The sequence below is a fragment of the Aliivibrio sp. EL58 genome, assembly GCF_900312675.1.
GTDB lineage: Bacteria > Pseudomonadota > Gammaproteobacteria > Enterobacterales > Vibrionaceae > Aliivibrio.
Map to the genome: position 1 here is coordinate 122195 of NZ_OMPC01000012.1, position 23913 is coordinate 146107.

General features: G+C 37.8%; 19 protein-coding genes. 6 read left to right on the plus strand and 13 right to left on the minus strand.

Annotated features, from left to right (window positions below; translation table 11 throughout):
• Nucleotides 1-20: 20 nt before the first annotated feature.
• The 12 genes from uvrA to ED622_RS18645 form a co-directional block, all read right to left on the minus strand.
• Nucleotides 21-2849 (minus strand): excinuclease ABC subunit UvrA, encoded by a 2829-nt coding sequence (uvrA, locus tag ED622_RS18590; protein WP_122036535.1) that lies wholly within the window; start codon nt 2847-2849, stop codon nt 21-23.
• Between the two features lie 174 nt (nt 2850-3023).
• Nucleotides 3024-3893, minus strand: a complete 870-nt coding sequence (gene galU / locus ED622_RS18595) for a UTP--glucose-1-phosphate uridylyltransferase GalU (RefSeq protein WP_122036536.1) — start codon at nt 3891-3893, stop codon at nt 3024-3026.
• Nucleotides 3894-4069: 176 nt separating this feature from the next.
• The gene (locus ED622_RS18600; protein ID WP_122036537.1) at nt 4070-4474 is read right to left on the minus strand and encodes a hypothetical protein; all 405 of its coding nucleotides are present in this window, start codon (nt 4472-4474) and stop codon (nt 4070-4072) included.
• Nucleotides 4471-5595, minus strand: coding sequence for a glycosyltransferase family 4 protein (locus ED622_RS18605; RefSeq protein ID WP_122036538.1), 1125 nt, complete (start codon nt 5593-5595; stop codon nt 4471-4473). The genes ED622_RS18600 and ED622_RS18605 overlap by 4 nt, the downstream gene beginning before the upstream one ends.
• Nucleotides 5596-5599: 4 nt before the next feature.
• On the minus strand, nt 5600-6805 hold the full coding sequence (locus ED622_RS18610) for a glycosyltransferase family 4 protein (RefSeq protein ID WP_122036539.1): 1206 nt from the start codon (nt 6803-6805) through the stop codon (nt 5600-5602).
• Nucleotides 6802-7800, minus strand: a complete 999-nt coding sequence (locus tag ED622_RS18615) for a glycosyltransferase (protein WP_122036540.1) — start codon at nt 7798-7800, stop codon at nt 6802-6804. Before ED622_RS18615 ends, ED622_RS18610 begins: the two co-directional genes overlap by 4 nt.
• Nucleotides 7793-9172 carry a capsular biosynthesis protein gene (locus tag ED622_RS18620; RefSeq protein ID WP_122036753.1) on the minus strand — a complete coding sequence of 460 codons (1380 nt, stop codon included), beginning with the start codon at nt 9170-9172 and terminating at the stop codon, nt 7793-7795. The genes ED622_RS18615 and ED622_RS18620 overlap by 8 nt, the downstream gene beginning before the upstream one ends.
• A complete protein-coding gene (locus tag ED622_RS18625) occupies nt 9172-10380 on the minus strand; it encodes a lipopolysaccharide biosynthesis protein (RefSeq protein ID WP_122036541.1) in 1209 nt (402 codons plus the stop codon). Before ED622_RS18625 ends, ED622_RS18620 begins: the two co-directional genes overlap by 1 nt.
• 7 nt (nt 10381-10387) lie before the next feature.
• Nucleotides 10388-12565 carry an exopolysaccharide transport family protein gene (locus ED622_RS18630; protein ID WP_122036542.1) on the minus strand — a complete coding sequence of 726 codons (2178 nt, stop codon included), beginning with the start codon at nt 12563-12565 and terminating at the stop codon, nt 10388-10390.
• Nucleotides 12566-12568: 3 nt separating this feature from the next.
• Entirely contained in the window at nt 12569-13150 is a 582-nt protein-coding gene (locus ED622_RS18635; protein WP_122036543.1) for a polysaccharide biosynthesis/export family protein, read from the minus strand.
• Entirely contained in the window at nt 13151-14515 is a 1365-nt protein-coding gene (locus ED622_RS18640) for an outer membrane beta-barrel protein (RefSeq protein ID WP_122036544.1), read from the minus strand.
• Nucleotides 14499-15899, minus strand: a complete 1401-nt coding sequence (locus tag ED622_RS18645; protein ID WP_122036545.1) for an undecaprenyl-phosphate glucose phosphotransferase — start codon at nt 15897-15899, stop codon at nt 14499-14501. Before ED622_RS18645 ends, ED622_RS18640 begins: the two co-directional genes overlap by 17 nt.
• A 315-nt stretch (nt 15900-16214) precedes the next feature.
• Here ED622_RS18645 and ED622_RS18650 point away from each other — a divergent pair, with 315 nt between their 5' ends.
• Nucleotides 16215-16757: a single-stranded DNA-binding protein gene (locus ED622_RS18650; RefSeq protein WP_122036546.1), complete on the plus strand. Its 543-nt coding sequence runs from the start codon at nt 16215-16217 to the stop codon at nt 16755-16757.
• Between the two features lie 76 nt (nt 16758-16833).
• On the opposite strand, the gene ED622_RS18655 is transcribed toward ED622_RS18650, so the two are convergent.
• Nucleotides 16834-17523, minus strand: a complete 690-nt coding sequence (locus ED622_RS18655; RefSeq protein ID WP_122036547.1) for a hypothetical protein — start codon at nt 17521-17523, stop codon at nt 16834-16836.
• Between the two features lie 189 nt (nt 17524-17712).
• Between ED622_RS18655 and csrD the strand changes: the two genes are divergently transcribed.
• The 5 genes from csrD to mshL all read left to right on the plus strand — a co-directional run bounded on the left by csrD (nt 17713) and on the right by mshL (nt 23896).
• Entirely contained in the window at nt 17713-19692 is a 1980-nt protein-coding gene (csrD, locus tag ED622_RS18660; RefSeq protein WP_122036548.1) for an RNase E specificity factor CsrD, read from the plus strand.
• Between the two features lie 122 nt (nt 19693-19814).
• Complete coding sequence (locus tag ED622_RS18665) at nt 19815-21269, plus strand: MSHA biogenesis protein MshI (protein WP_122036549.1); 1455 nt, start codon at nt 19815-19817, stop codon at nt 21267-21269.
• Between the two features lie 2 nt (nt 21270-21271).
• Nucleotides 21272-21910, plus strand: coding sequence for an MSHA biogenesis protein MshJ (locus tag ED622_RS18670; protein ID WP_122036550.1), 639 nt, complete (start codon nt 21272-21274; stop codon nt 21908-21910).
• Nucleotide 21911: 1 nt separating this feature from the next.
• The gene (locus ED622_RS18675; RefSeq protein WP_122036551.1) at nt 21912-22247 is read left to right on the plus strand and encodes a type IV pilus, mannose-sensitive hemagglutinin D (MSHK); all 336 of its coding nucleotides are present in this window, start codon (nt 21912-21914) and stop codon (nt 22245-22247) included.
• A gap of 11 nt (nt 22248-22258) precedes the next feature.
• Nucleotides 22259-23896 (plus strand): pilus (MSHA type) biogenesis protein MshL, encoded by a 1638-nt coding sequence (gene mshL / locus ED622_RS18680; protein ID WP_122036552.1) that lies wholly within the window; start codon nt 22259-22261, stop codon nt 23894-23896.
• Nucleotides 23897-23913: the final 17 nt, after the last annotated feature.

The window sequence follows — 23913 nt, forward strand, 5'->3', positions numbered from 1 at the left end:
ATTATAAAGTGCGGACTTTATTACTTATTCAGCATCGGCTTTAAGAAGCGTGCGGTATGAGAGCCCTCAACCAATGCAACCTCCTCTGGAGTTCCTTCTGCCACAATTTCACCACCACCTTGACCACCTTCTGGACCAAGATCAATAATCCAATCCGCTGTTTTTACAACATCAAGGTTATGTTCGATCACGACAATGGTATTACCTCGTTCACGTAAGCGATGTAATACGTTCAATAGTTGCTGAATATCGTGAAAATGCAGGCCTGTTGTCGGCTCATCTAGAATATAAAGCGTTTTCCCTGTGTCTCGTTTTGAGAGTTCACGAGCCAGTTTAACTCGTTGAGCTTCACCACCAGATAGCGTTGTCGCAGCTTGTCCTAAACGAATATAAGATAGCCCTACATCCATTAGAGTTTGCAGTTTTCGTGCAATTACAGGGACAGGTTGAAAGAAAGTATGAGCATCTTCAATTGTCATTTGAAGCACTTCATCAATACTCTTACCTTTATATTTTACTTCTAACGTTTCGCGGTTATAGCGTTTACCTGTACATACGTCACAAGGTACATAAACATCTGGTAAGAAATGCATTTCTACTTTAATTACACCATCCCCCTGACACGCTTCACAGCGACCACCGCGGACATTAAAACTGAAGCGGCCCGGCTTATACCCACGAGAACGAGATTCTGGCGTACCAGAAAATAGCTCACGAATAGGGGTAAAGATCCCTGTATAAGTTGCAGGATTTGATCGAGGCGTTCGTCCAATTGGACTTTGATCAATATCGATAACCTTATCAAAGTGTTCAATACCTTTGATCTTTTTATAGGGTGCCGGTTCTGATGTGGTGGCTCCATTTAACTGTGTATGAGCGATCTTAAAGAAAGTATCGTTGATCAGTGTTGATTTGCCAGAGCCTGAAACGCCAGTAACGCACGTAAATAGACCAACCGGTAATTTGAGTGTGACATTTTTTAAGTTATTGCCAGTGGCGCCAATCAGTTCAACTTGTTTTTTAGGATCTGCTTTAATTCGTTCATTTGGAATGGAAATTTCTTTAGCACCACTAAGATATTGACCTGTTAGCGATTCTGGATTTGAAATAATGTCTTGGTAACTGCCTTCTGCGACAATGTGGCCACCATGAATTCCCGCTCCAGGACCGATATCAATAATATGATCTGCACTTCTTATTGCGTCTTCATCGTGCTCTACAACAATAACGGTATTACCTAGATCACGAAGATGGTTAAGGGTTTTCAATAGGCGTTCATTATCTCGTTGATGAAGACCAATGGAAGGCTCATCAAGAACGTACATAACACCAACTAACCCGGCACCTATTTGACTTGCCAGACGAATACGTTGAGCCTCGCCACCAGAAAGAGTATCAGCACTGCGTGATAAATTAAGATAATTTAAACCAACATTGATAAGGAAATGCAGGCGTTCATTAATCTCCTTCATTACTTTATCTGCTATTTGAGCTTTCTGTCCTTTCAACTCTAATGAACTAAAAAAGGCCATTGAATCTTGAATACTCATCTCACAGATTTCAGGTAATGTTGTGTCACCAACAAATACGCTACGGGCTTCTAAACGTAAGCGAGTACCGTGACAGCTTGAACATGATTGAGTTGAAATATACTTTGATAGATCATCACGCACAGAGCTTGATTCGGTTTCTTTATAGCGGCGGTCAAGTGTATTTAATATTCCTTCAAAAGGATGGCGCTTAACGCGTAGATCGCCGCGATCATTGCTGTATTGGAACTCAACTTCTTCCGCTCCTGAACCATTAAGAATGATATTTTGAAATTTCTTTGATAATGATTTAAATGGTGCAAAAAGATCAAATCCATAGTGCTTGGCTAATGAACCTAACATTTGAAAGTAATAATAGTTTTTTTGATCCCAACCTTTAATCGCCCCTTCAGCAATACTGAGCTTATTATCTAAAACAATACGATCAGCATCAAAATACTGCTGAACCCCTAAGCCATCACAAGTACCACAAGCACCTGCTGGGTTGTTGAATGAAAACAGGCGAGGTTCAAGTTCAGACATGCTGTAACCACAATGTGGACACGCAAAATTGGCAGAAAAAATTAGAGGCTCATGATCGGTGCCATCCATATGATCAACAACAGCAATACCACCAGTGAGTTCTAGTGCGGTCTCAAAAGATTCGGCAAGACGTTGTTTTAAATCATCTCGAACTTTAAAGCGATCAACAACGACTTCAATAGTGTGCTTTTTATGAAGTTCTAATGTCGGAGGATCAGAGAGATCACATACTTCACCATCAATACGAGCACGAATAAACCCTTGCGCGGCTAAATTTTCTAACGTTTTAACATGCTCACCTTTACGTTCTTTCACAATAGGTGCTAACAACATCAGCTTTGTGCCTTCAGGCAACTCTAACGCTTTATCAACCATTTGGCTGATGGTTTGTGCTGTTAATTCGACATGATGCTCAGGACAACGAGGTTCACCAATACGAGCATACAAAAGACGTAAGTAATCGTAGATTTCAGTAATGGTACCGACAGTCGATCTTGGGTTATGAGAGGTGGATTTTTGTTCGATAGAAATCGCAGGAGAAAGCCCTTCAATGTGGTCAACATCTGGTTTTTCCATTAATGATAAAAATTGACGAGCGTATGCAGACAAGGATTCAACATAACGACGTTGTCCTTCTGCATACAAGGTATCAAAGGCCAAAGAGGATTTACCTGAGCCAGATAACCCTGTTATAACCGTTAGCTTATCTCGTGGGATCGTTAAGCTAATATCTTTTAGGTTATGGGTTCTTGCCCCTCTAACTTCAATCTTATCCATGGAACTCTCTCTACTTAAAGAATAACTAGAGGATAAGTATTGCACAGAGTGTTAAAACAGCAAAGGGATACTGGGTAAAAAAACAGTGGTTTTATTAGAAGAGAGATTCTATAGGGGATATAAAAATGCCCTGTAATGAATTACAAGGCATTATTCTAGCTAGCAAATTAAGGGTTATTTTTTACCTGTTTTTTGCTTTGCAAGTTCAGCTGATTTTTTGTCTTTTAAATAAACATTCTCATAGCAGTAGTTGGTTGCTTCGATATAACCTTCAACGCTACCACAGTCAAAACGCTTACCTTTAAATTTATACGCAAGAACACAACCTGATTGAGCTTGTTTTAGTAGTGCATCCGTAATTTGGATCTCACCGCCTTTGCCTGGTTCTGTTGTTTCTAGGATCTCAAAAATATCAGGAGTTAAGATGTAGCGACCAATAATAGCAAGGTTACTTGGTGCTGTGCCTGGCTCTGGCTTTTCTACCATGTTATCTACACGGTAAAGATCATCTTTGATCATCTCACCTGCAATAACACCGTACTTATGAGTTTCGTTATCTGGAACTTCTTCAACAGCAACGATAGAGCAGCGGAATTGCTTATACAGCGCAACCATTTGAGAAAGAACACCTTGCTCTTCGTTAACACATAAATCATCCGCAAGTACGACAGCAAAAGGTTCATCACCGACTAGCTCACGACCAGTAAGAATAGCATGGCCTAAGCCTTTCATTTCACGTTGGCGGATATAGGTGAAGTGAGCGGCATCGATTAGTTCACGAACATCTTCAAGTAATTCTTCTTTGTTTGTACCGCTAATTTGGTGTTCTAGTTCGTAGTTTTTATCAAAGTGGTCCATTAATGAGTGTTTACCACGACCTGTTACGACACAGATCCCGTCCATACCCGCATTAATCGCTTCTTCTACGCCATATTCAATCAGAGGTTTGTTTACAACTGGCATCATCTCTTTTGGCATTGATTTAGTTGCTGGTAAAAAGCGAGTGCCGTAGCCTGCGGCAGGGAAAAGACATTTCTTGATCATAACTGAGTCCTAGATAGACGAAATTTTAAATTAGTAGAAAGCTCTTAGAGCATCATCATTATTGTTGCAGTTTAGCGATTAAACATAATGAAATGAAGTGCTTTGATTAAAAGTATCGGCTCGTATCATTATTAATGTGATTTCTCTATTAATATTCATAGAAATTAAACGCAATACTAATGTGGCATAAGCGATTTAAACCAATCCCAAACACCAAATGAAAAGTTATGAAAAATATCGATGCCCATTGCAGATTTAATTAAATACAAAGCAAAAACAGCCAAGCCTAATATACCAAGTACACCCATCGCAATTAAAAGAGTGAGCATAAATAAGGCAAAAGGGGACTCTTTACGTAACTGCTGACGATAATCACGACCGAGAAGAAGCACAAAAAAGTAACGTTTATTGAAAATCGAAATGCTTTTTCTGATATCAACTCGATTGTTGGAACCTAATCCAGTCGCAATTATTGCGCGTTCAATGGATTTTTTTTGTTCTTCTGAAAGCGAATCAATGACATTTTCATCGAGAGATGAATAGAAATGAGCAAGTAGCTTTTGCTGTTTTTTATCGATCACTTAATTGCCTCTTTTGTGAGTGCATTTTGATAAACCCCCATTGTTTGAGCTGCAATTTTACCCCAATCATAATGTTCAAGATAGGACGCATAGCTAACTTGAGAGTGTGAGCTATTCGTATGTTGAATTAATTGTTCTCTTAATTTATTTATATTTCCAACAGGAAAGTAAGTCTCAGGCTTTAACTTTACCTCTAAGTTGGCAGGGATATCACTGACAATTGCAGGTAACGAATAAGACATCGCTTCAAGAAGAGCAATAGGTAAACCTTCGTGATAAGAAGGCATTACAAAGGTTTTGGCTTGAGAGAAAATAGCTTGTAGTTGCTCACCTTTTAGAAAACCAGTAAGGATGACACCATCAACTTTACGCGCTTGTTCTTTTAGCTTGTAGCTATAAGAAGTTGGGTGATCGGTATCTCCCATTATAACCAATGGCATATCTATATTGGCTTGTTGATAAGCTTCAATAAGATCGTGAAATCCTTTCTCTTCCACAAATCGTCCAACAGCAACAAAATAATGACCAGAGGTTAATGAAAACTCGCTTAACGTTGAGTCTATTTTATCTTGTGCTAATGGGGTTGGTAGTTCTACACCATTATAGATAAGATGGGCATCATGACGATTGTATTTATCTTTTATAATGTCATTAATTACTTCTGAAATAACAATCACTTCATTTGCGTAAGTAGCCGCTAACTTTTCTCCAAGTTGAAGAATACGTTTAGCAAAACCTCCCCATTTTTGGCGATCATAATCAGGACCATGGTGAGTAAAAACGACTTTTTTTCCTAACAAGCGAAGTAATGGCACAACAAGACCAGGACCAATAGCGTGTACGTGTACAATTTTCGATTTATCAAAAAGTGTAGAAAAAGAAGCAAGAGTTGAATGAATAATAGCTTCTAATGATTTCTTTTTTGGTGCCCAAACAGATTTTGTATTAACCCCTTTGTAGCTTGATTTTTTATAGTCGACATAAGGTGAGCGAGCGATAACGCAAACCTCACTACCAAATTGACGATGAATTTCAGGATAAAGGTGCTGACAATGGGTTTCTACGCCACCTAATACATTTGGGATCCCACGAGTGCCTATGACGGTAATTTTATCTGTCATCTTGTTATCCTTTTAATAGTTCTTGATATAGGCTTAATAGATCGTGCTTATGTTTAGTTAGTGTGTACTTACTTAAAAAGCGTTCTCTTGCATTATTTCCCATATCAATGGTTTTATTTGGTTCTTTTACTAGCAAATCTAATGTATTAGCAAGGACTTGTGCATTCCCTGCTTCAAATAAATAGCCATCAATACCATCCCGGATCTGTTCAGGAATGCCACCAATCTTAGAGCCGACGACAGGTTTGCCATAAGACATCGCCTCGATAACTGACATTGAGCAATTTTCATAGCATTCCGATGGCACTATTACCGCTTTAGCTTCCTTAATCAGAGTAAGTAGTCCCTCACCGCTTTTAAAGCCTAGTAATTCCGCGCTTGGGTAAGTCGCTTTTAATTGATTAAATTCTGGGCCATCCCCCACAATTTTCAAACCTGCTTTTTCAGACATTAATTGATGAGCTTTCGCTAAGGTAGGGACGCCTTTTTCTTGGCTTAATCGACCAAGGTAAAGGAAGTAACCTTGGTCACTTGTTCCTTCTAAAGAAACGTCTTCATCAATACCATTTACAATTACTTCTATGCGGTTATCGGGCAGTTTTTGCTGAATAAAGCGACTAAGAAAGCGACTTGGAGATACGATCGCATCCAGCTGTTGATAGTTTTTACTGACTTTTTGATAGGTCGCCTCAGCTGAAAGTAGAAAGCTTTTTATTAACGAACCTTCTTGGCAACGATGTTTTGTCGCATTCCACACAGAACCATGCACACATTCTTCACAAGTATGGCCATCGCGATACATGGTGTAGCTTGGGCAGGCAATTTTAGTATCGTGAGCGGTAAGTACGGTTTTGCAACCAAACCGTTTGGCTACCTTGATAATGGATGGCGTTAATTGATGGTAAATATTATGAAAATGGACTAGATCTGGTTTTTCTTGTTCTAGTAGTGCAGTGAGCTTCTCGCAAGCTTGAGCATTGTGAATAAAATTAATTGCGGTTTCAATTTTATTTTTAATGGATTGCTCTTGGTAATAATCTACATTTGGTACAAAAAAATCGGCGTAGTCAGATTCAATGTTCTTTTCATGTTGCATTGAAAATTCAACGATCTCAACACCTTCAGAAAGTAACATTTCACGCTCTTGAAAGTAGACGGTTTCTGCACCACCTTTCATAAAGAAAAATTTATTAACTAATAGAACTTTCATTTTTTAGCCTCACTAATCACTTTATGCGGTGGTGGTTGTTTTGGATCTTTTAATGGTAAGAACAACCCTCGAATAAGTCCTGCAGAGAAGACGGAGAGATTGATTACACTGTGCAATGCGTCCTTTAGCGAGCGATTCTTAACTGCTTTTAATCCAATGAATGCAAGCAATGGTAATAAGGCACAACCAACAATAAATGGATTTACAGTAACTAAACTAATAAGCAGTATTATTAAATAAAGCGTGAAAATGGCTTCATTTTTGATCGTACCTAATACTTTTTTAAATAGTGGTGTTCCAAACGAACCTTTAAGTAGCTCACCTGAAGCAAATAAATAGCCACCTTTCCAACGATGTTTCATGAGCTCTAATGAAGACATGGTATAAGAAGTATGAGAGAAGTAGGGTACATCAAGTCGATGTAGCTTATAACCCGCCAAACCTAAACGCATACCCAACTCTGATTCTTCATAAGCGTGAAGATTACGATTGGTTAAATAGCCAATATCATCAATGGCACTTTTTCGATATAAGCCACCGCCACCTAAATGAGAACAGTCCCCTAGTGGGTATATTTGGTGGAGTCGTTGTTTTCGAGATTTGAATTCATAACTGTCAACATCATCCATTTCTACAGCGCCAGCAACGCCAGCGTAATCAGGGTGTGTTGAAAGGAAATTAATACCATGGCGGATGAAGCCTTCTTCTAGTTCCATATCCCCATCAAGAAGAAGTAAATACTCGCCTTTACTATGAAGATAGCCAAGTTGATGGCCTACGCCGCAGCAACGCTCTGAAGCATTAGTTAAGGATACAACGGTGACCCCTAATGCAGTCGCAATTTCTTGGGTTTTATCTGTTGATAAGCTATCTGCCACAATGATTTCGTGAGGAAAATCGCCTATATGTTGCTGAATGCTACTAATGGTTTTAGCTATACCTGCTTCTTCGTTATAGGTTTTAATAATAACCGAGATGAAAGAGTGATCAGTCATGGTGTTTAGCCGCCGTAATTAGAGATTTTCGGATCACTAGATTAGATCCTAGCGATAGATAAAAAAGAAATTGAAGCATAGGAACCAGCATTAATATTTGGCTATATGGCAGACTTAATAAACAAGCAATTGCAAACGCGTTAAATGCAGGAGGGTAGCTCATCAACCTAATATCTTCTGTTGCCACATCATCTCGATTAAATAGAGGTGTAGGTTTACAGACTCGGAGAATATAAAGTGTCATTGAAATAAAAAATAAGGTACCAATAATCCCTAATTCCCACAAAAGAACACTTAGCGCTGTAGTATCGAGAATGACATTAAAAAGGATATTTAGAAAACCAGGAGAGACCACACTACCGTGGTTTGTGGTATTTAATCCATAACCAAATAGTACATTGGGAAGACCATAAAAATCATTGTTGTCTAGCCAGAAAAAGATGGTGGTCATTCGACCTAATTCACCTGTCGGCATAATGTAGTTTGGATCAAATATATACTCTAAAGAGTCGATGAAAATGTCTAACGGCCCTTTGCTTGGATCGCTGCCAAAAGCGGAAGAGTAAGAGAGTGAGAGTAATAAAATAGCGATGCTCATTAGAACTAACATCCCCCCAATGATGGCGAGAATAATTTTAATATCATAACTCTTCATTCCCTTGATGTAGCTAGGGGCTAGCCATACGTAAGCTAGTAGGATAGGAGATAATAAAATCACAAATTTAACTTCACCTAAGATACAAAGAGTGAATGCGGCACCAATATGTAAAATAGTCGATTTTAATGAACAGAGTCCATGTTTGTATTCTGAGAGTTTAAGCAACATGATAAGTAGGCAAAACAGTCCCATCGCAGCGGTATTCCCGCCTCCCATAGGGTCCCCGCCAAAAGTACCCACGACAGAATCCCATTTTTCAAATTCACCATGGGCAGCTACTCGCTTAGGCAGGATGACAAAAATTTGGAACAGGATCACTGGAAATTGAGCGTAAAAAATCCAATAGAGTGTTTTTGTTACTCGGTATATTTGGGATTCTCGGCAAAACCTTAGTAATAGGCAGAATAAAATTAGAGAGAGTGCGAGCTCATTTTTTAAGCCTACGATAGTGGTGGTCACCCCATTTTGCAGAAAGGTACTCAGCACCGCTTGAACGAAAAAACCACTAAACAAGACGAGTATAATAATTTCTTTATGATCAAGATCGAGTGGCGTATATCGATTCTGTAAAAAGAGTAGGCCGGTCATGGTGAAGGCTAATAAGAATGGCAGCCATAAAATAGCGGAAATACCCGTGAAGTATTGAGTTAACCCGCAAAGAACAAGGCTAATAGCTGCATATAATTGTAAAAATAAACCGGTATTCAATGGCATCATTTATTATTTTCCTGTGCTAATAAATGAGCTCGTTTATTAACCTTTCTATAGATAAATGCGTAACGAACAAAAGAAAGGACGGCAAATAAAAGAACAGAATAGGCGTAATCTTTATGGAAATAAGGGAGTACGACAAAAGCAACGGTGATAACCAGTAGCTGTTCAATTTGAATACGTAAGAAATATTTTGGTGAACCAAATACCAACTCAATGACCGTTAAAGGACAAATAGCCAATGCAGGGAACAGGTAAGGCAGCATATAGCGAGAGGTTGGTACTGAGCTTAACCATTCATCATTGAAGCCTAATTGCATAACTAAAGGATAAAAAATCAACACGCCAACGGTCGCTATCAATCCTAGAACAAAAAGCATTAATCGTACTTTTTTAAATTCTTGGAAGTTAAAGGTGTTGTTTCTAAAATCGATAGACCATTTAGAGAAGATAGAGTTACGAACGGCATTACCAACAATCGTAACAGGGGCTAAGCAGAAGCGATTTACCACAGCAAAATAACCTGCGATGAGTGGAGAGAACCAGAAATTAATTAGTAATGTGGGTAAATTATTATTAGCCATTGCCAAAACTTCTGCGCTACCAATACCGCTAAGATGAGCTCGATTCTCTTTGATAAATTGAAGGTTATTCGACAAAGATAAATGTGACAATGTGATCTTTGAAAAAGAGACTGAGTGGAAAAGCCAAGCAGAGATAAGGGCCAATAACCCCATAGCCCAACTTAGATAGAACTGTTCAGTTGTTGGTGTTAGAAATACAGCGGCGATGACTAACAGCGAGATTGAAATACGTTGAAATGCCAACAAGCGAATATTTTCGACTCTAAGTAACAAGTTCTCTGAGACAAGGATCCAAGCATGACAAAGCGTTAAGACATAAAGCAAAATTCCATTTAACTCAAAGAACTGGGTCATTATAAAGCTATAAGGAAGAGCAATAATTAAACTTTGCAATAATGAAAAAATAATATTTTGATTTAGTTTGTCATCGTCTTGTTTTGGTAGTAATAACTGAGAAGCAAAGGTACTAATTTGAGCGCCAATTAACACAATGCTGTATACCAATGCATAAGTTCCCACTTGTGCCATATCGTACTTATGAGAAATAAGCCAAATAGAAATAGCCCCGATTACTTGAGAAATAACCGATGCACCCGCAATGGTAGAGACGCTTTTAAATAAACTCATCAGTAACCTAGCTTAATAAATCTTCATTTTGATGAATTAGTTGCTGTTGTGCTTCCTCTGTCTCTAACTCATCATCTGCGACATTATTTAATACGACGCCGATGATAGGGGTTTGTAGTTGCGTTATCTTGTCAACATTAGCAAGAATGTGGTTTGCACTTAACCCTCCAGCTTGAACGGTATAGATCACGCCAGATAAATAACGAGCAATAAGTTGAGCGTCTTTACTTTCTGATAATGCAGGTAAGTGGACAATCACCTGTTCAAACTGCTGATTTAGCTCTTTCAGTGTTAATTCTAGTTCAGCGGAAGACAGCGTCAGCAAAGGCGTTGAAGTTAGTGTTCCCCTTGGTAAAAAAGAAAAATTATCAGCTAATGAGATTAAACAATCATTAATAGGATGATTCTTTTCAAGAACTTCAGCCATCCCCATTACTGTGAGTGTAGGTAATACTTCTGAAGTATCACTCTCTTTTTTAGTGGTTGTCGATTTCTTATCTAAAGGATAAGTTGTTAAAATCTCTTCGGTTAGAGAGACTTCTTTTCTAAAATCTAAATCGATTAATAAGGTCGAATGATCTTGTGATAAAGAGTGAGCTAGAAGATAGCTGCTTAATTCATTACCTTCTTTAGAGTCGGTTGAAACCAAACCAATAGAAGGCCAGGAGGTTTCATCTAAAAGGATACTTGTTCTTATTGCATGAACTGTTTCACCTGAATAAGTATTAGCAAAAAATCCTTTAGTAAATAGAGATAATTCTTCAATGTAATTGAATGGACGCAGTTCACCGATGGCTTGTAAACCTAAGCGAGTGTTCACTTGTGTTAGGTTATTGATTGATTTATTCAGAGCGGACTTAATAATAATGAAAAGCAAACTTAAGATAAATGTCATCACGAAAATCATAATAACAAATAGCGCTTTATTAGGTTTACTTGGCTTATGTGGTGGTGTTGCAGGATCGAGTAAGGTAGCAGCAGGCTCTCGGTATAGCACCGTTAATTCTTGCTCTTTACTGCGAGTAAAGATCTTTTCATACAACTCTTGCGTCTTATCTAAATCCGCTTTCATTGTGTTGTAGGTATCTCTTTTTGAAGCGAGTTGAGTAAAGTTTTCTTTTTGAACTTTCAACAAAGCTTTGTATTTATTTTCACGCTCAATAGATGCTTGGTATTCTTTATATAGCCCTGTTTTAAGCTCTTTTAATAGAGACGTTGTTTGTAGTTCAATTGCATGAATTTGAGCATTAGCCTCAATAATAATTGGGTTTTTAGGGCCGTATTTCTCTTGAAGATCAAATAAGTTACGTTTTGCCTGAATAAGAGCAATGCGTAAATCTTGTAACTGAGCATGATTTGAAATAGAGGGTAGAGTTGCAACATCTTCGAGTGAGTAACCAAGAGCTTCACTTATGGTGTTATAACTGGCTTTTGCTGTAATTCTTTTCTCTTTTGCGGTCGCTAAACGATCATTAACTAGCGCTAACTGTTCAGTTTCAAAGCCATCAATACCTTGGTAGGTTAATAAACCATTATCTTTAAGGAATTTATCTATATCTGCTTTTTGTTGTGTGATCTTCTCTTTTAGCTCAGCCATTCGAGTGTTATTCCACTCTTGAGCTTGCTTGGTTTTCTCTATTTTTCGCTCTTCTTCTAGCTGAATATAAGCTTCAATAACAGCATTTGTTACTGTTGCTGACATTTCAGGAGATGTTGATTCATAAGAGACTTTAATCAGTTGGCTAAAACGAACTGGCGCAATAGAGAGCTTTTTACCAATCGCTTTTACTATTTGACGAATATGCTCATCTTCAGAAATGGCTTTGTCAGTGTCTTTTATTTCAAACAATGAGTCATGCTGTAAGTCTAATTGACGGACAGCTGCTTCGATAACTGCTTTGGATTGTAATACTTCAGCTTGAGTTGGGTAATACTCAGCCTGAGTAGCGTCAAAATCTTCAACCTGATCGATAGGGGTTGAATTATCTGATTGTGCTTTTAATACCATCGTCGCTGTTGCTGAGTATTGAGGTGTCATTGAATAAATTAATGGTGTAGCAATTAAGGTTACACCTAAGACGGTCAGCAGAACTCGCAGGCGATACTTTTTAAATTCTTTTAGGAAATTAGAAAAATCGATCGTACTTTCTAGCTTTTTGCCATTTTCAATAATTGACTGTGCCATAATTTAGAAAAAACTCTGTTCAATAATAACTACATCACCCGGACCTACAGGATAGGTTGGACCTACATCTTCAATTAATTCATTTGTTGCGGCTAAGCGAATATTTATCGCGTCTCTGTCAGATCTATCTGTAAATCCGCCAGCCATCGCTATCGCTTGTTCTACTGTTAAGCCTGGCTGAAATTCGTAACCATTAGGGTTGGCAACTTCACCACTAATAAAGAACTTTCTAAATTCTTCGATACTGACGGTTACCATGGGTTGCATGATATAGCCATCTTCGAGCTTAAGTTCTATGTCTTTTTCAACTTGTGCGGGTGTTCTGCCTAGAAGTTGAACATCTCCAAGATAAGGAAAGTTTACAAACCCACCACGGTGAATTTTTAAACGTAAAGTCATCTCTGGCTCTTTAAATACTGAGATTTGAATACTGTCACCAGCACCTAGTACATAACCTAATTCATCTTTTGGAAGAGCGGATTCTGATTGTTGACTTTTAGTATCTTCTACAGGTGGTGTATCTGATGCGTAGACCTGAGAGATCACCGAGATGAATAAGCAAAAAGACATAAAGAGGGATTTCATCTAAATTTGCACCTTAGTTGTAAACATTATAATGGATTTGTTATAGCCGACTTGTTGGGTTACGGATGTAAAACCACCTTTCATATCGGGGATAGTAAAGTCGTCAGAGTCTTTATTTGATTTACTGATAAGTTGTTGGTAACTAAGCTCAAATAAAACTGAAGGCCTAAATTTGTATTTTAGGGCGATAATAGCATCAGTATCTGTGGTTACTTTATCGTCATCCTTATTTTTATCAGCACTGGTTTTATAATTAAAGCCTAGATTTGTTGAGAGCCTATTAGACCACCAAAAATGCTCCCAGCGTGTCCCATATGTGGTATTTAAAACATATCCACCGACTTCTGTCGGGTCTTCAACGTTTTGGTCAGTAAATAGATGAAACGTTGAATGTTTTACAGGGCTCCAAGCTAAATCTATATCCCAGTTAAGACCGGAGAACTCTTGGTAATCAGGCTGATTTGGAAAAGTTTTATATAGCCAAGCAATATTGGCATCAATCGTTGTTTTTCCTGTTTGCTGAGTTTTTATCCCTGCAATAAAGAAGGTCTCATTAGTATCTTTGAGGCTATTTTCATCATAGTTTCTAAGATTACTGACAATAGAGTAGCGGAATCGAGTTCGGCTAGATGCCTGATCAAATAACTCAAGCGTAAATGTCGTTTGATCCCAGTTCTGGTCTTTTACATAGAGATTAAAGCTATCTATATTATGGTTGCCAGTATTGGTTGGTCTATCATCATAGTTAAACTCTTTATATTGAACGGCAAAGCTTAATTTACCAATACTATCTTGTTTATCAATACTATAGCGTAATGATGTGTTAAACGTATTGGTTTTTAATACTTCATCTATTCCATATTTCTCAAAACTACCTGAGTTATTCGTAGGGTCATTCGGGTCGTCTGTATTGTAAGTAGTGAAACCATCAGTAAGACCTTCACCTCTGTTTTCATGACCAAATTGATTTTCAATAGTAAATAATAAGTCACTATTGAAGCCTTTTTTCCAGGCGCCAATAAACTTAATTGTGTGATCATCATAATCGTCAGAAGTGCTTTCTTCTTGGTATTGGCGATAATCTCCAGAATATTGAAGAGTATAAACGTCAGCGCCACGAACGCCTTTTAATTGAATAAATGGTTTTACATTAAAGAAATCAGACTCTACTTGTGTTGTTTTTTCAGATTGAAAATTCACATTATCGTCATAGCCATAATCAAGGTCGACGTTGCTTTGAAACTCAATACCGGCAGGTCCAATATGAGGTTTTGGTGTTAAATAGGCGTAAGCAGTACTGCCAAACATATAAAAGTTTAGCAATAAAAGGCTTAAGGTGTACTTAGGTTTAATAAGCGGTATCACTTACAAACCCTTTAAATACGGTTAAAAAGATGATTTTAATATCCAGAGGAAGCGACCAATTTTGAAGATATTTAATATCATACTCAACTCGCTTTTCCATTTTATCTAATGTATCTGTTTCACCACGGTAGCCATTAATTTGTGCCAAACCTGTAATGCCTGGTTTGATTTTGTGCCTTACCATATAGTTATCAACCAATACACGATATTCCTCATTATGGGCAACAGCGTGAGGTCTTGGTCCTACAATTGACATACTGCCTTGCAGTACATTAATAAATTGAGGCAACTCATCTAAAGAGGTTCTACGAATAAAGCTCCCAAAGCGAGTCACACGCGGATCGTTTTTGGTTGCTTGAGTTACTATTTCTGAATTTTCCATGACTCTCATGGAACGAAACTTCCAAACCTTAATCTTCTTCCCACCTAAACCATAGCGATCCTGTTTGAATAGGATAGGACCTGGAGAGCTTAATTTCACCCCTAAAGCGACAATACATAAAACAGGTAAGATTAATAATGTAATAAGAGAGCCAACGACAATGTCTTCGATACGCTTTGTTATTGCTCCTAATCCTTCAAAAGGAGAGCTGAAAATACTGAATGTGTGTACATTACCAATACGTGAAATTTGAGAAACACTTAAGTTATAAGTGTATAAATCAGGGACAATATAAGCATTAACTGTTGAGTTTGATAATTGCAAGATAGCGGCTTTAATGCGGTCTTTTGCTACCATAGGTAGTGCAATATAGACGTCTTTTATTTCATTGTTTTTTACTTTTTCAATTGCTGCTGATACTTTGCCTGCATATTCACTTTTTGCGACATAACTAAAGCGCTCATCAGAACGATCATCGTAAAACTTAATGTTAACTTTTTGATTTTTATACTTTTCAATTAACGCTTTCTCAATTGAAAGCCCAGCAGGAGTTAACCCTATGATAGCAATATTTTTAATTTCCATCTTCGGTAGAATGAATAATCGATAGAAGCAAGTACAGACAATGCGAGATAGCGATAAAGAGCCAAATACTATTAGGTACCATTGTAAGTATATTGAAGGTGATAGGTTGCTGATATTAATCCCTTCAAATTGAAGAAATCTCAGTTTTAGAAAGGAGAACGCAGCAATAGTAAGAGTTAATGAAATTATTACTTTTAAAAGGTATTTAGCTAGTTCTCTTTTAGGGTTGATCGTGTATAGACCAATATACTCACTGACTAAAAGGTAAAGAGTTGAAAATAATAACCCAGCACTAAGATCAATCGCAGTTTCTGTTGGGATAATAAAAGAAAGAACAGCATTAATAATTATAAAATCAAATGTCTTTATTAGGGTGCGATAGCTATTCGTCAGCACTTGAATATTTTGTTGTTTCATATCGCTCCAATTTAAGCATTTAAATTATTGTATTCATTATAAAGGATGGATTGCTGATTAAAGTTAGCTTTTCGTCAAAAAAATGACATCCTACTCTTTTTTATTTGCGGAGGGTGTCTCATATTTTTGAGTAACTCAAAGTTTTTAGTCGTTTAAGGGGTGAAGCCTGCTTTAAAGGCTGTTCAATTGTGATGCTTTATGAAATGGATCCTATTTTTAGGGGTATCAGAAATAACCTTGAACGTGTTAGACTGAAGACTACTGTATATATAACCGGGTGCTATGAATGCGCCCCTAATCTATCTGGAGCAAACTATGGCCAGCCGTGGTATTAATAAAGTTATTCTTGTTGGTAACTTAGGGCAAGATCCTGAAATCCGTTACATGCCAAGTGGCGGTGCGGTAGCAAACATTACAATTGCAACGTCTGAATCATGGCGTGATAAAGCAACTGGCGAACAACGTGAAAAAACAGAATGGCACCGTGTGTCTTTGTTTGGTAAGTTGGCGGAAGTTGCGGGTGAGTATTTACGTAAAGGCTCTCAAGTTTATGTTGAAGGTCAACTTCAAACACGTAAATGGCAAGACCAAAATGGTCAAGATCGCTTTACTACAGAAGTTGTTGTTCAAGGCTTTAATGGCGTAATGCAAATGCTTGGTGGTCGTGGTCAAGGCCAAGGCGCTCCAGCTGGTGGTCAACAACAGCAAGGAAATTGGGGTCAACCTCAACAGCCTGCTCAGCAAAATAATTTTGCACCAAAGCAACAGCAGCAAGCCCCTCAACAACAAGCACCACAGGCTGCTCAGCCTCAATATAATGAGCCGCCAATGGACTTCGATGACGACATTCCGTTCTAATCATAGAATGTAGATGTTGTTATAAATAAAAAAGCCTCGAATTTATCGAGGCTTTTTTTATCGGCGTATTCTGGTATTACTTGCTGAACTTTAAGGTTAAATTTGGAAATTGCTCAGCAATGTAACTACTGGCGGTATAAATTAGAAAAGCGATACCAAGCATCTCTAATGTTTCTTCAATGGTATAGCTAACGGCATAATTTAATGAGTTAATACCGTGTAACTGAGAGATTTTACCTCCAATCAGCTCAAATCCTAATGCCCCTGAAACGTAAATAACACCAGATAAGATAAGAAGGTTGCGGGTTTTGGTTGGCAGTCTAAACAAGAATTTAAAATAGGTTAACGTAAAAATGAGCAGTAAGGCCGCATAAGGAATTACCCAAGCAAAATAAAGCACACCGCTTGTATTTAAAGAATTACGAACAGGGCCTACTAACATTTCATGAAGCTCTGTCATTTCATCGAGAGCAAGAAAAAGAAATATGCCACTTAAGCCAGCCCAAGCCAAATAGGCGTCATGCTGTTTTGCATGAATATGAGCAACAAGACCGAGTAAAAGGCTGGCAACGATCATTGCACAAGAAGAGTACAGTGTTGGGATATTCATTTCTTTATCGACATTAAATAAACGGATGATTGTTTCAATGTGAGAATACGTTAAATAATGTTCGGAAAAGATAGCAAAGGAGTTTGCCACGAAAAGTAGAGTAATAATGGAGAGGAAAAAAGTTAATAATTTTTTAGCATTGAATTCAATATTCACGTATCTACCTTGTATGATCTAGGGTTTGTGCAGATTTATAAGTGTTCTGTTACTGACTTTGGGCATTGTATAGAGATGTTGGTGAAATATTTGTATTATATCTAATACGCATTTAGAGATAGTTCTAAATCTTACATGTTTAATTGTGGCATTATTCACAATCAGATTTTTTCAAGGAAGAAAAGTTTAATGAGAAAGACCCCAAGTTTACGCCTAAGCAATCGCTTAATATCATTTGTCACATTAATGGTGTCAGCTGCAATCTTCATTTTGTTTATTGGTGGAACCATCTCATTTAAGCAAATTGGTAATGAATACCTTGAGCATTATTTGACTGGTGTAGTGAATGTTGTAGATGAAGAGTTACTACATCCAGAAGAAGCAGAATCAATGGCTAAGTGGCTACCTAAACTATTGAAAGCAAGTAGTGTAGTGAGCATGGAATTATCCTCTCCTACTGGTGTTGTTTATTCGTTTCAAACATTAGCGGTTATCCCTGATGGCAGTTTACTCTCTACAAACACGCTACCTCTTCAGATGAATAAAGGGTATTCAATTACCTTTAAATCAGTACCTCCCTATAGTGCATTTGCCTACTCTTTAGGTGCTCTATTTTCAATAACAGCAGCTATTGCTGTCATTATCGTCTCATTATTATGGGGAGTGGTCTGGTTAAGGAAACAGCTGCATGGTTCTGAATTATTAGAAGAACGAGGCAGAATGCTATTAGCTGGGAAGTTAGATGATTATGCTGTTGGTAACGAAGAAGAATGGCCAGCAACGGCTAGTTTAGCGCTTGATAGTGTGATCACTGAATTAAAAGACGCACGAAAAGAGCGCAGTCGCTTCGATACGTTTATTCGTACCCATACTTTTTTAGATCAATTGACAGGCTCTGCGAATCGAGTGTTATTCGACAGTAAACTCGAATCGACATTACAAGAATCAGACAGTCAAGGTGTTCTTTTATTATTGAAAATAAATGGTTGGGAAGACTTAGTTGAAGAACAAGGAAAAGCGGTTGGTGATGAACTCATTGTTGAAGTCGGTAAGCAACTGAATAATTTAATCCAGCGTTACAGTGATAGCGTTCTCTCTCGTTATTATCAATCTGATTTTGCATTACTTATCCCTCAGCAATCTCTTAAAGAAGCAAAAGTAATCGCGGCTCAATGTTTAAAAATTGTAGAGAAAATATCGCCGCCAAAAAGCTTGGATTCTGATAATTGGTGCCACATCGGCGTCAGTATGTACGTAAGTTCAGAAAGAAGAGGTCGCTTAATGGATGAGTTAGATATGGCTCATCGTAGTGCACTATTACAGAACAATAACAGTTGGTCTCTATTTAAAAAGCAACAACAACTGACTGAGAGCTTAGGTAGTGTTCGTTGGAGAAACCTATTTGATGCTATTTTTGAGCAAGAACAATTAGTGCTGTATAAGCAATCAACTTTTCTTTTTAAAGATAATGGGCTTGAGACTCTTCACTTTGAGCTTTTTTCCCGGATAAAAGATGAAAATGGAGTGCAAATTAAAGCCTCTCGTTTCTTACCCGCGATAGAACAAGTTGGTTACCAAATAAAGTTAGATATTGCAGTATTGAAGCAGGTATTCCCGTTGCTTGCTGATCCTGATTTTTCTCAACATCATTTTTCTGTACACCTACAAGTTAAGAGTTTACAAAATCCTGTATTTGTACGACAGCTTAAAAATAGGTTATTACAAACTCCTAGAGCTCAACTTCAACGACTGAGTTTCGAGTTAACTGAAGGTCAGGTAGTGACGTATTTAGATGCGGTAAGACCTATCGCTAAGTTATTAAAAGGATTTAGCTGTCAATTAGTTGTCGAACAAGCAGGAAGAACAATAGTAAGCACTCACTACATTAAAGACTTGAAGGTTGATTATATTAAGCTTCACCGTAGCTTAATGAAAGATATTCACCAGCGATATGAGAATCAGTTATTTGTACGTAGTTTATTGGGCGCGTGCGAGAATACCGGCGCTAAAGTATTGGCAGTGGGAATTGAAAGTAAGAAAGAACTTAAATTATTAAAAGAGTTAGGTGTTGAAGGAGGGCAAGGCCGAATTTTTGAAGCAGAAGTTGCTCTATTCCACCAACAGGAAAAAATATCAATACCAAAAAGAAGAAATCGATGGGGAAAGTAGGAACTTTCTTAATTTGTAGATAATCTCATATCAGACAGGAATAGAATGTTGTATTATCTTGCGCTATATGTCTTGGCTTGTTAATACCATTGAAATAACGCAGTAGAGAAATGAGCAATATAATGAATATGATGGATGCATTAAAAAAACTGAAGCTATCTCGTTCAGTAAAGACAACAACATCGATTGTGATATTGCAAGGTGGTATTTATATCGCAAAAAGTGATGCTAATGATGAACTTAAATCGCATCACTTTACTCCTGTTGAACAATCACATAATTGGAAAGAAGCTCTAATTAGTGCTTGTCAGGATATGGCTATATCAGATTGTAATGCGAATATTGTGATAGGTTCGCATTTATACCAATCTTTCCAAATTGATAACCCGAATCTACCAAAAGAAGAGTTGGTTGGCGCTTTACCTTTTTTAGTTAAGGATCTGATCTCTGATCGTGTTGCAGATATTGTCGCTGATGGAATCGAGACGATTAATGGCAAGATGCAAGTATACATTTCTCAATTAGCTACGATTCAAGCCCTACTTGAGTTACTAAAGCCGCTTTCAATTAATATCGTCAATGTCACCCCTGATGAATTGGTTTGGGGGCACGCCAAAAAAGAAGACGATAGCTTCATGCTATTAACCCACAATAAATCAGCTGAATTTAAGTTACTTGCTTTTAGTGAAGAGCGTTTGCACCTCAACCGTTCTTTACGTGGAATTATGGCTCCATTAACGGGTGATAATGCAAATAGCTTTCAATTAGATAGTTTAGCATTGGAATTACAACGCTCATTGGACTATCTCAGTGCTCAGCTGCATAGCGTTAATATTAACCACTTATACTTTCGTTGTGATGATGAAGACGATGCGATTTTAGCATCAGAATTACAGAATCGTTTAGGTGTGAAAGTTGCTTCACTTTTGGTTGATGAACCACGAGTATTTCGATCTGGAGAATTGCTAGCTTGGCTTGGATTATTTAATCAATCAAGTGTCAATTTATACAGTGATAGATTAAAACCGAAAGCGGATTATTTCACTCTACAAAATGTAATGATTAGCTGGGGTGTAGGCCTTGTTATTGCGGCGATGATTGTTGGTTTTTATCAGTGGAAATTAATCAATTTAGAAGAACGCACGCAATTGCTCGCATCTCAAGAAAGTCGCCATAAACAAGAATTGTCAGTATTAAATAAAAAACTAGAAGGGCATAAACCTTCTGCTGCAAAATTAGCGGCAATTAAGCGCTTAAAAGAAGACATTGAATCGAAACGTGCATCGTTGAAAGTGATTGATAATTTTGATGAGGGAATGCAGATCGGTTATTCCGGTGTTATGAGTAACTTAACTCAACTCGGAAAAGGAAATATCTCTCTGACAAAAATCTATATTTCAGGTGAAGATGTTAACTTTACGGGTTATGCACGAACGCCAGATGTTATCCCTAATTGGGTGCAAAGCTTTGAAAGTGAACTGCACTTAGTGGGCAGAACCTTCGACCAATTAGAAATCAAAACAGATGAGAAAGGCTTAGTGTCATTTATCTTAAACACTAAAGTGGCAAAGGAATAATCATGGAACATTGGATTAAAGCCAAAGAGGCATTCTCTGCACTTTCGCAAAGAGAAAAAATACTAATTACTTTAGTTGGTTGGGTTGCTGTGATTTTTATTTCATTAACCTTTCTTGTTGAACCTAAAATCGCCCAATATCAAAAAGTGGAACGAGATATTACCCGTTTAAACAACTCGATTTCATCGTTAAAGCAACAAATTGAATTGGCTCAATTTAGGCTACAAAAAGATCCAAATGTAGAGATTAATGAACAATACCAAGCGTTAACGCTAGAGAGTCAAGATCTCGCAGAATTGCTTTCAAATCGAGTGGCTGCTTTAGTATCGCCTAGTCAAATGGCTCAGCTGCTGGAAACCGTGCTACAAGAATCATCAAAGTTAACCTTACTTTCAATGAGTACGCTACGTTCAGAGCGTTTATTGGATGAAAATAATGTTGCTGGCTATTACATTCATCCTGTGAAGTTGGTTTTATCAGGAAACTATTTTGATATAGAAGCTTATTTATCTAGTTTAGAAGCGTTGCCTGTGAAGTATTATTGGCGAAATTTTAACTATGAAGTTAAAAAATACCCAATAGCAGAACTTAGTATAGAGGTTTATACGCTAGGTTCGAGTAAAGGATTTATTGGCGGCTAATATGAAAAATATTTTTTTAGTTTTATTGCTATTCTCAGCTTCGTCTTACGCATCAGATGCTACGGTTGGGCATGATCCTACTGAGCCTCTAAGTTGGATAAAACCAGAACCAGTAAAGAAAAAAGTGGTTAAGAAACGCCAGTATTTTCCTTCATTACAAGCAATCAGTTGTACTGGGCAGTCAAATTGTTATGCCGTGCTGGATGATAAGTCAGTGACAAAAGGCGACAAAATATCAGGTTACACTTTATTAGCGATTAACGAAGAAAGCGTTTCGATTGGCCGTTCTGGTAAGCAGTGGCAACTTTCTCTATTTTCACAAGATATTAAGAATTAAGGTTTGTAATAATGAAAGTACGTAATGTCATCATTAGCTTCATGGTAGCGTCATTAGCGGGCTGCTCAATGGGGCACCGTGATCCCGTTGAAATTAAACAGACTTTAGATCAATCTATTAATGAAAATGGTGGCCAGTTATTAGCTGATTTGCCAGCTTCAGTACAGGCTGATTTAATGCCTGATTTGAATGCGCCGAGTATTGAAATAGATGAACCAGTTAAACGTTTTAGAGTAAAAGCTAACGGAGTCAGCGCTAAAGCTTTCTTTACTAGTCTCGTTAAAGGCACTGAATACAGCGTTGTAATACATCCTAAAGTTTCTGGTCGTATAACAATGAATGTTAATGATGTTACCTTAGACGAAGTTTTATCTTCGGTTGAAGATTTGTATGGCTATGAAATTGTAAAGTCAGATAAAATATTACAAGTTTATCCAGCGACAATCCGCACAGAAACAATCCCTATTGATTATTTGCAGCTTACTCGTAAAGGTCGCTCATTAACGACGATAACAACGGGCTCTATTACTAATTCTGATAGCAATTCATCATCAAGTAATAGTGATAACTCAAATTCAAGCGGTAATTCGTCTTCATCATCTTCTGCTACTGGCGGAACTGAAATTGAAACCACCAGTGAAAGTGACTTCTGGACAGAATTAGAGAAAGCAGTATCAGTGATGATCGGAAATGGTTCAGGTCGTAGTGTTGTAACCTCTCCACAAGCGAGTGTTATTACTATTACCGCCTCTCCTGATGAGTTACGTAAAGTTAAACAATTTTTAGGTGTTTCTCATAAACGCTTGCAACGTCAGGTTATTTTAGAAGCTAAATTGCTTGAAGTAACATTAAGTGACGGCTATCAGCAAGGTATTAATTGGTCAAATTTAACCGGTTCAATTGGCGGTACGGATATTATCTTCGGCCAAACTCCAGGAACAACAGCTGGGGCTTTACCGGGTATGGATGCGATTGGGTCCTTATTAGGAGGCCAAACTAACATCACTGTTTCAGATGGGAATTTTGAAGCGGTTCTTAGTTTTATGGATACTCAAGGTGATTTGAATGTACTTTCGAGTCCTCGTGTTACTGCTGCAAATAATCAAAAAGCCGTAATTAAAGTCGGTCGTGATGAATATTTTGTTACTGATGTATCAAGCGTTACAGGCAGTGGTGATAATTCAAATGCATCGCCGGAAGTGACTCTAACTCCATTTTTCTCTGGTATTTCATTAGATGTGACTCCTCAAATCGATGATAAAGGCAATGTAATGTTGCATGTACATCCTTCTGTTATTGATGTTGAAACTGAAATTAAAGAGATCGGCTTGGGTGATGTAGGTGGTGTGCTTCAGCTACCGCTAGCGAAAAGCTCAATCCGTGAGTCTGACTCTGTTATCCGTGCAAAAAGTGGCGATGTGGTGGTTATTGGTGGTTTGATGAAATCTCAAACTGTTGACCAAGTATCTAAAGTTCCATTCTTAGGTGATATCCCTGCATTAGGTCATTTATTCCGTAATGTAAGTCAACTTACTCAAAAAACAGAACTGGTTATTTTATTAAAACCAACGGTTGTTGGTGTTGATACTTGGCAAGAAGAGTTAGAGCGTTCTCGTGATTTATTGCAAGAATGGTTCCCTGACGAGTAATCACAACGTTTATGTAT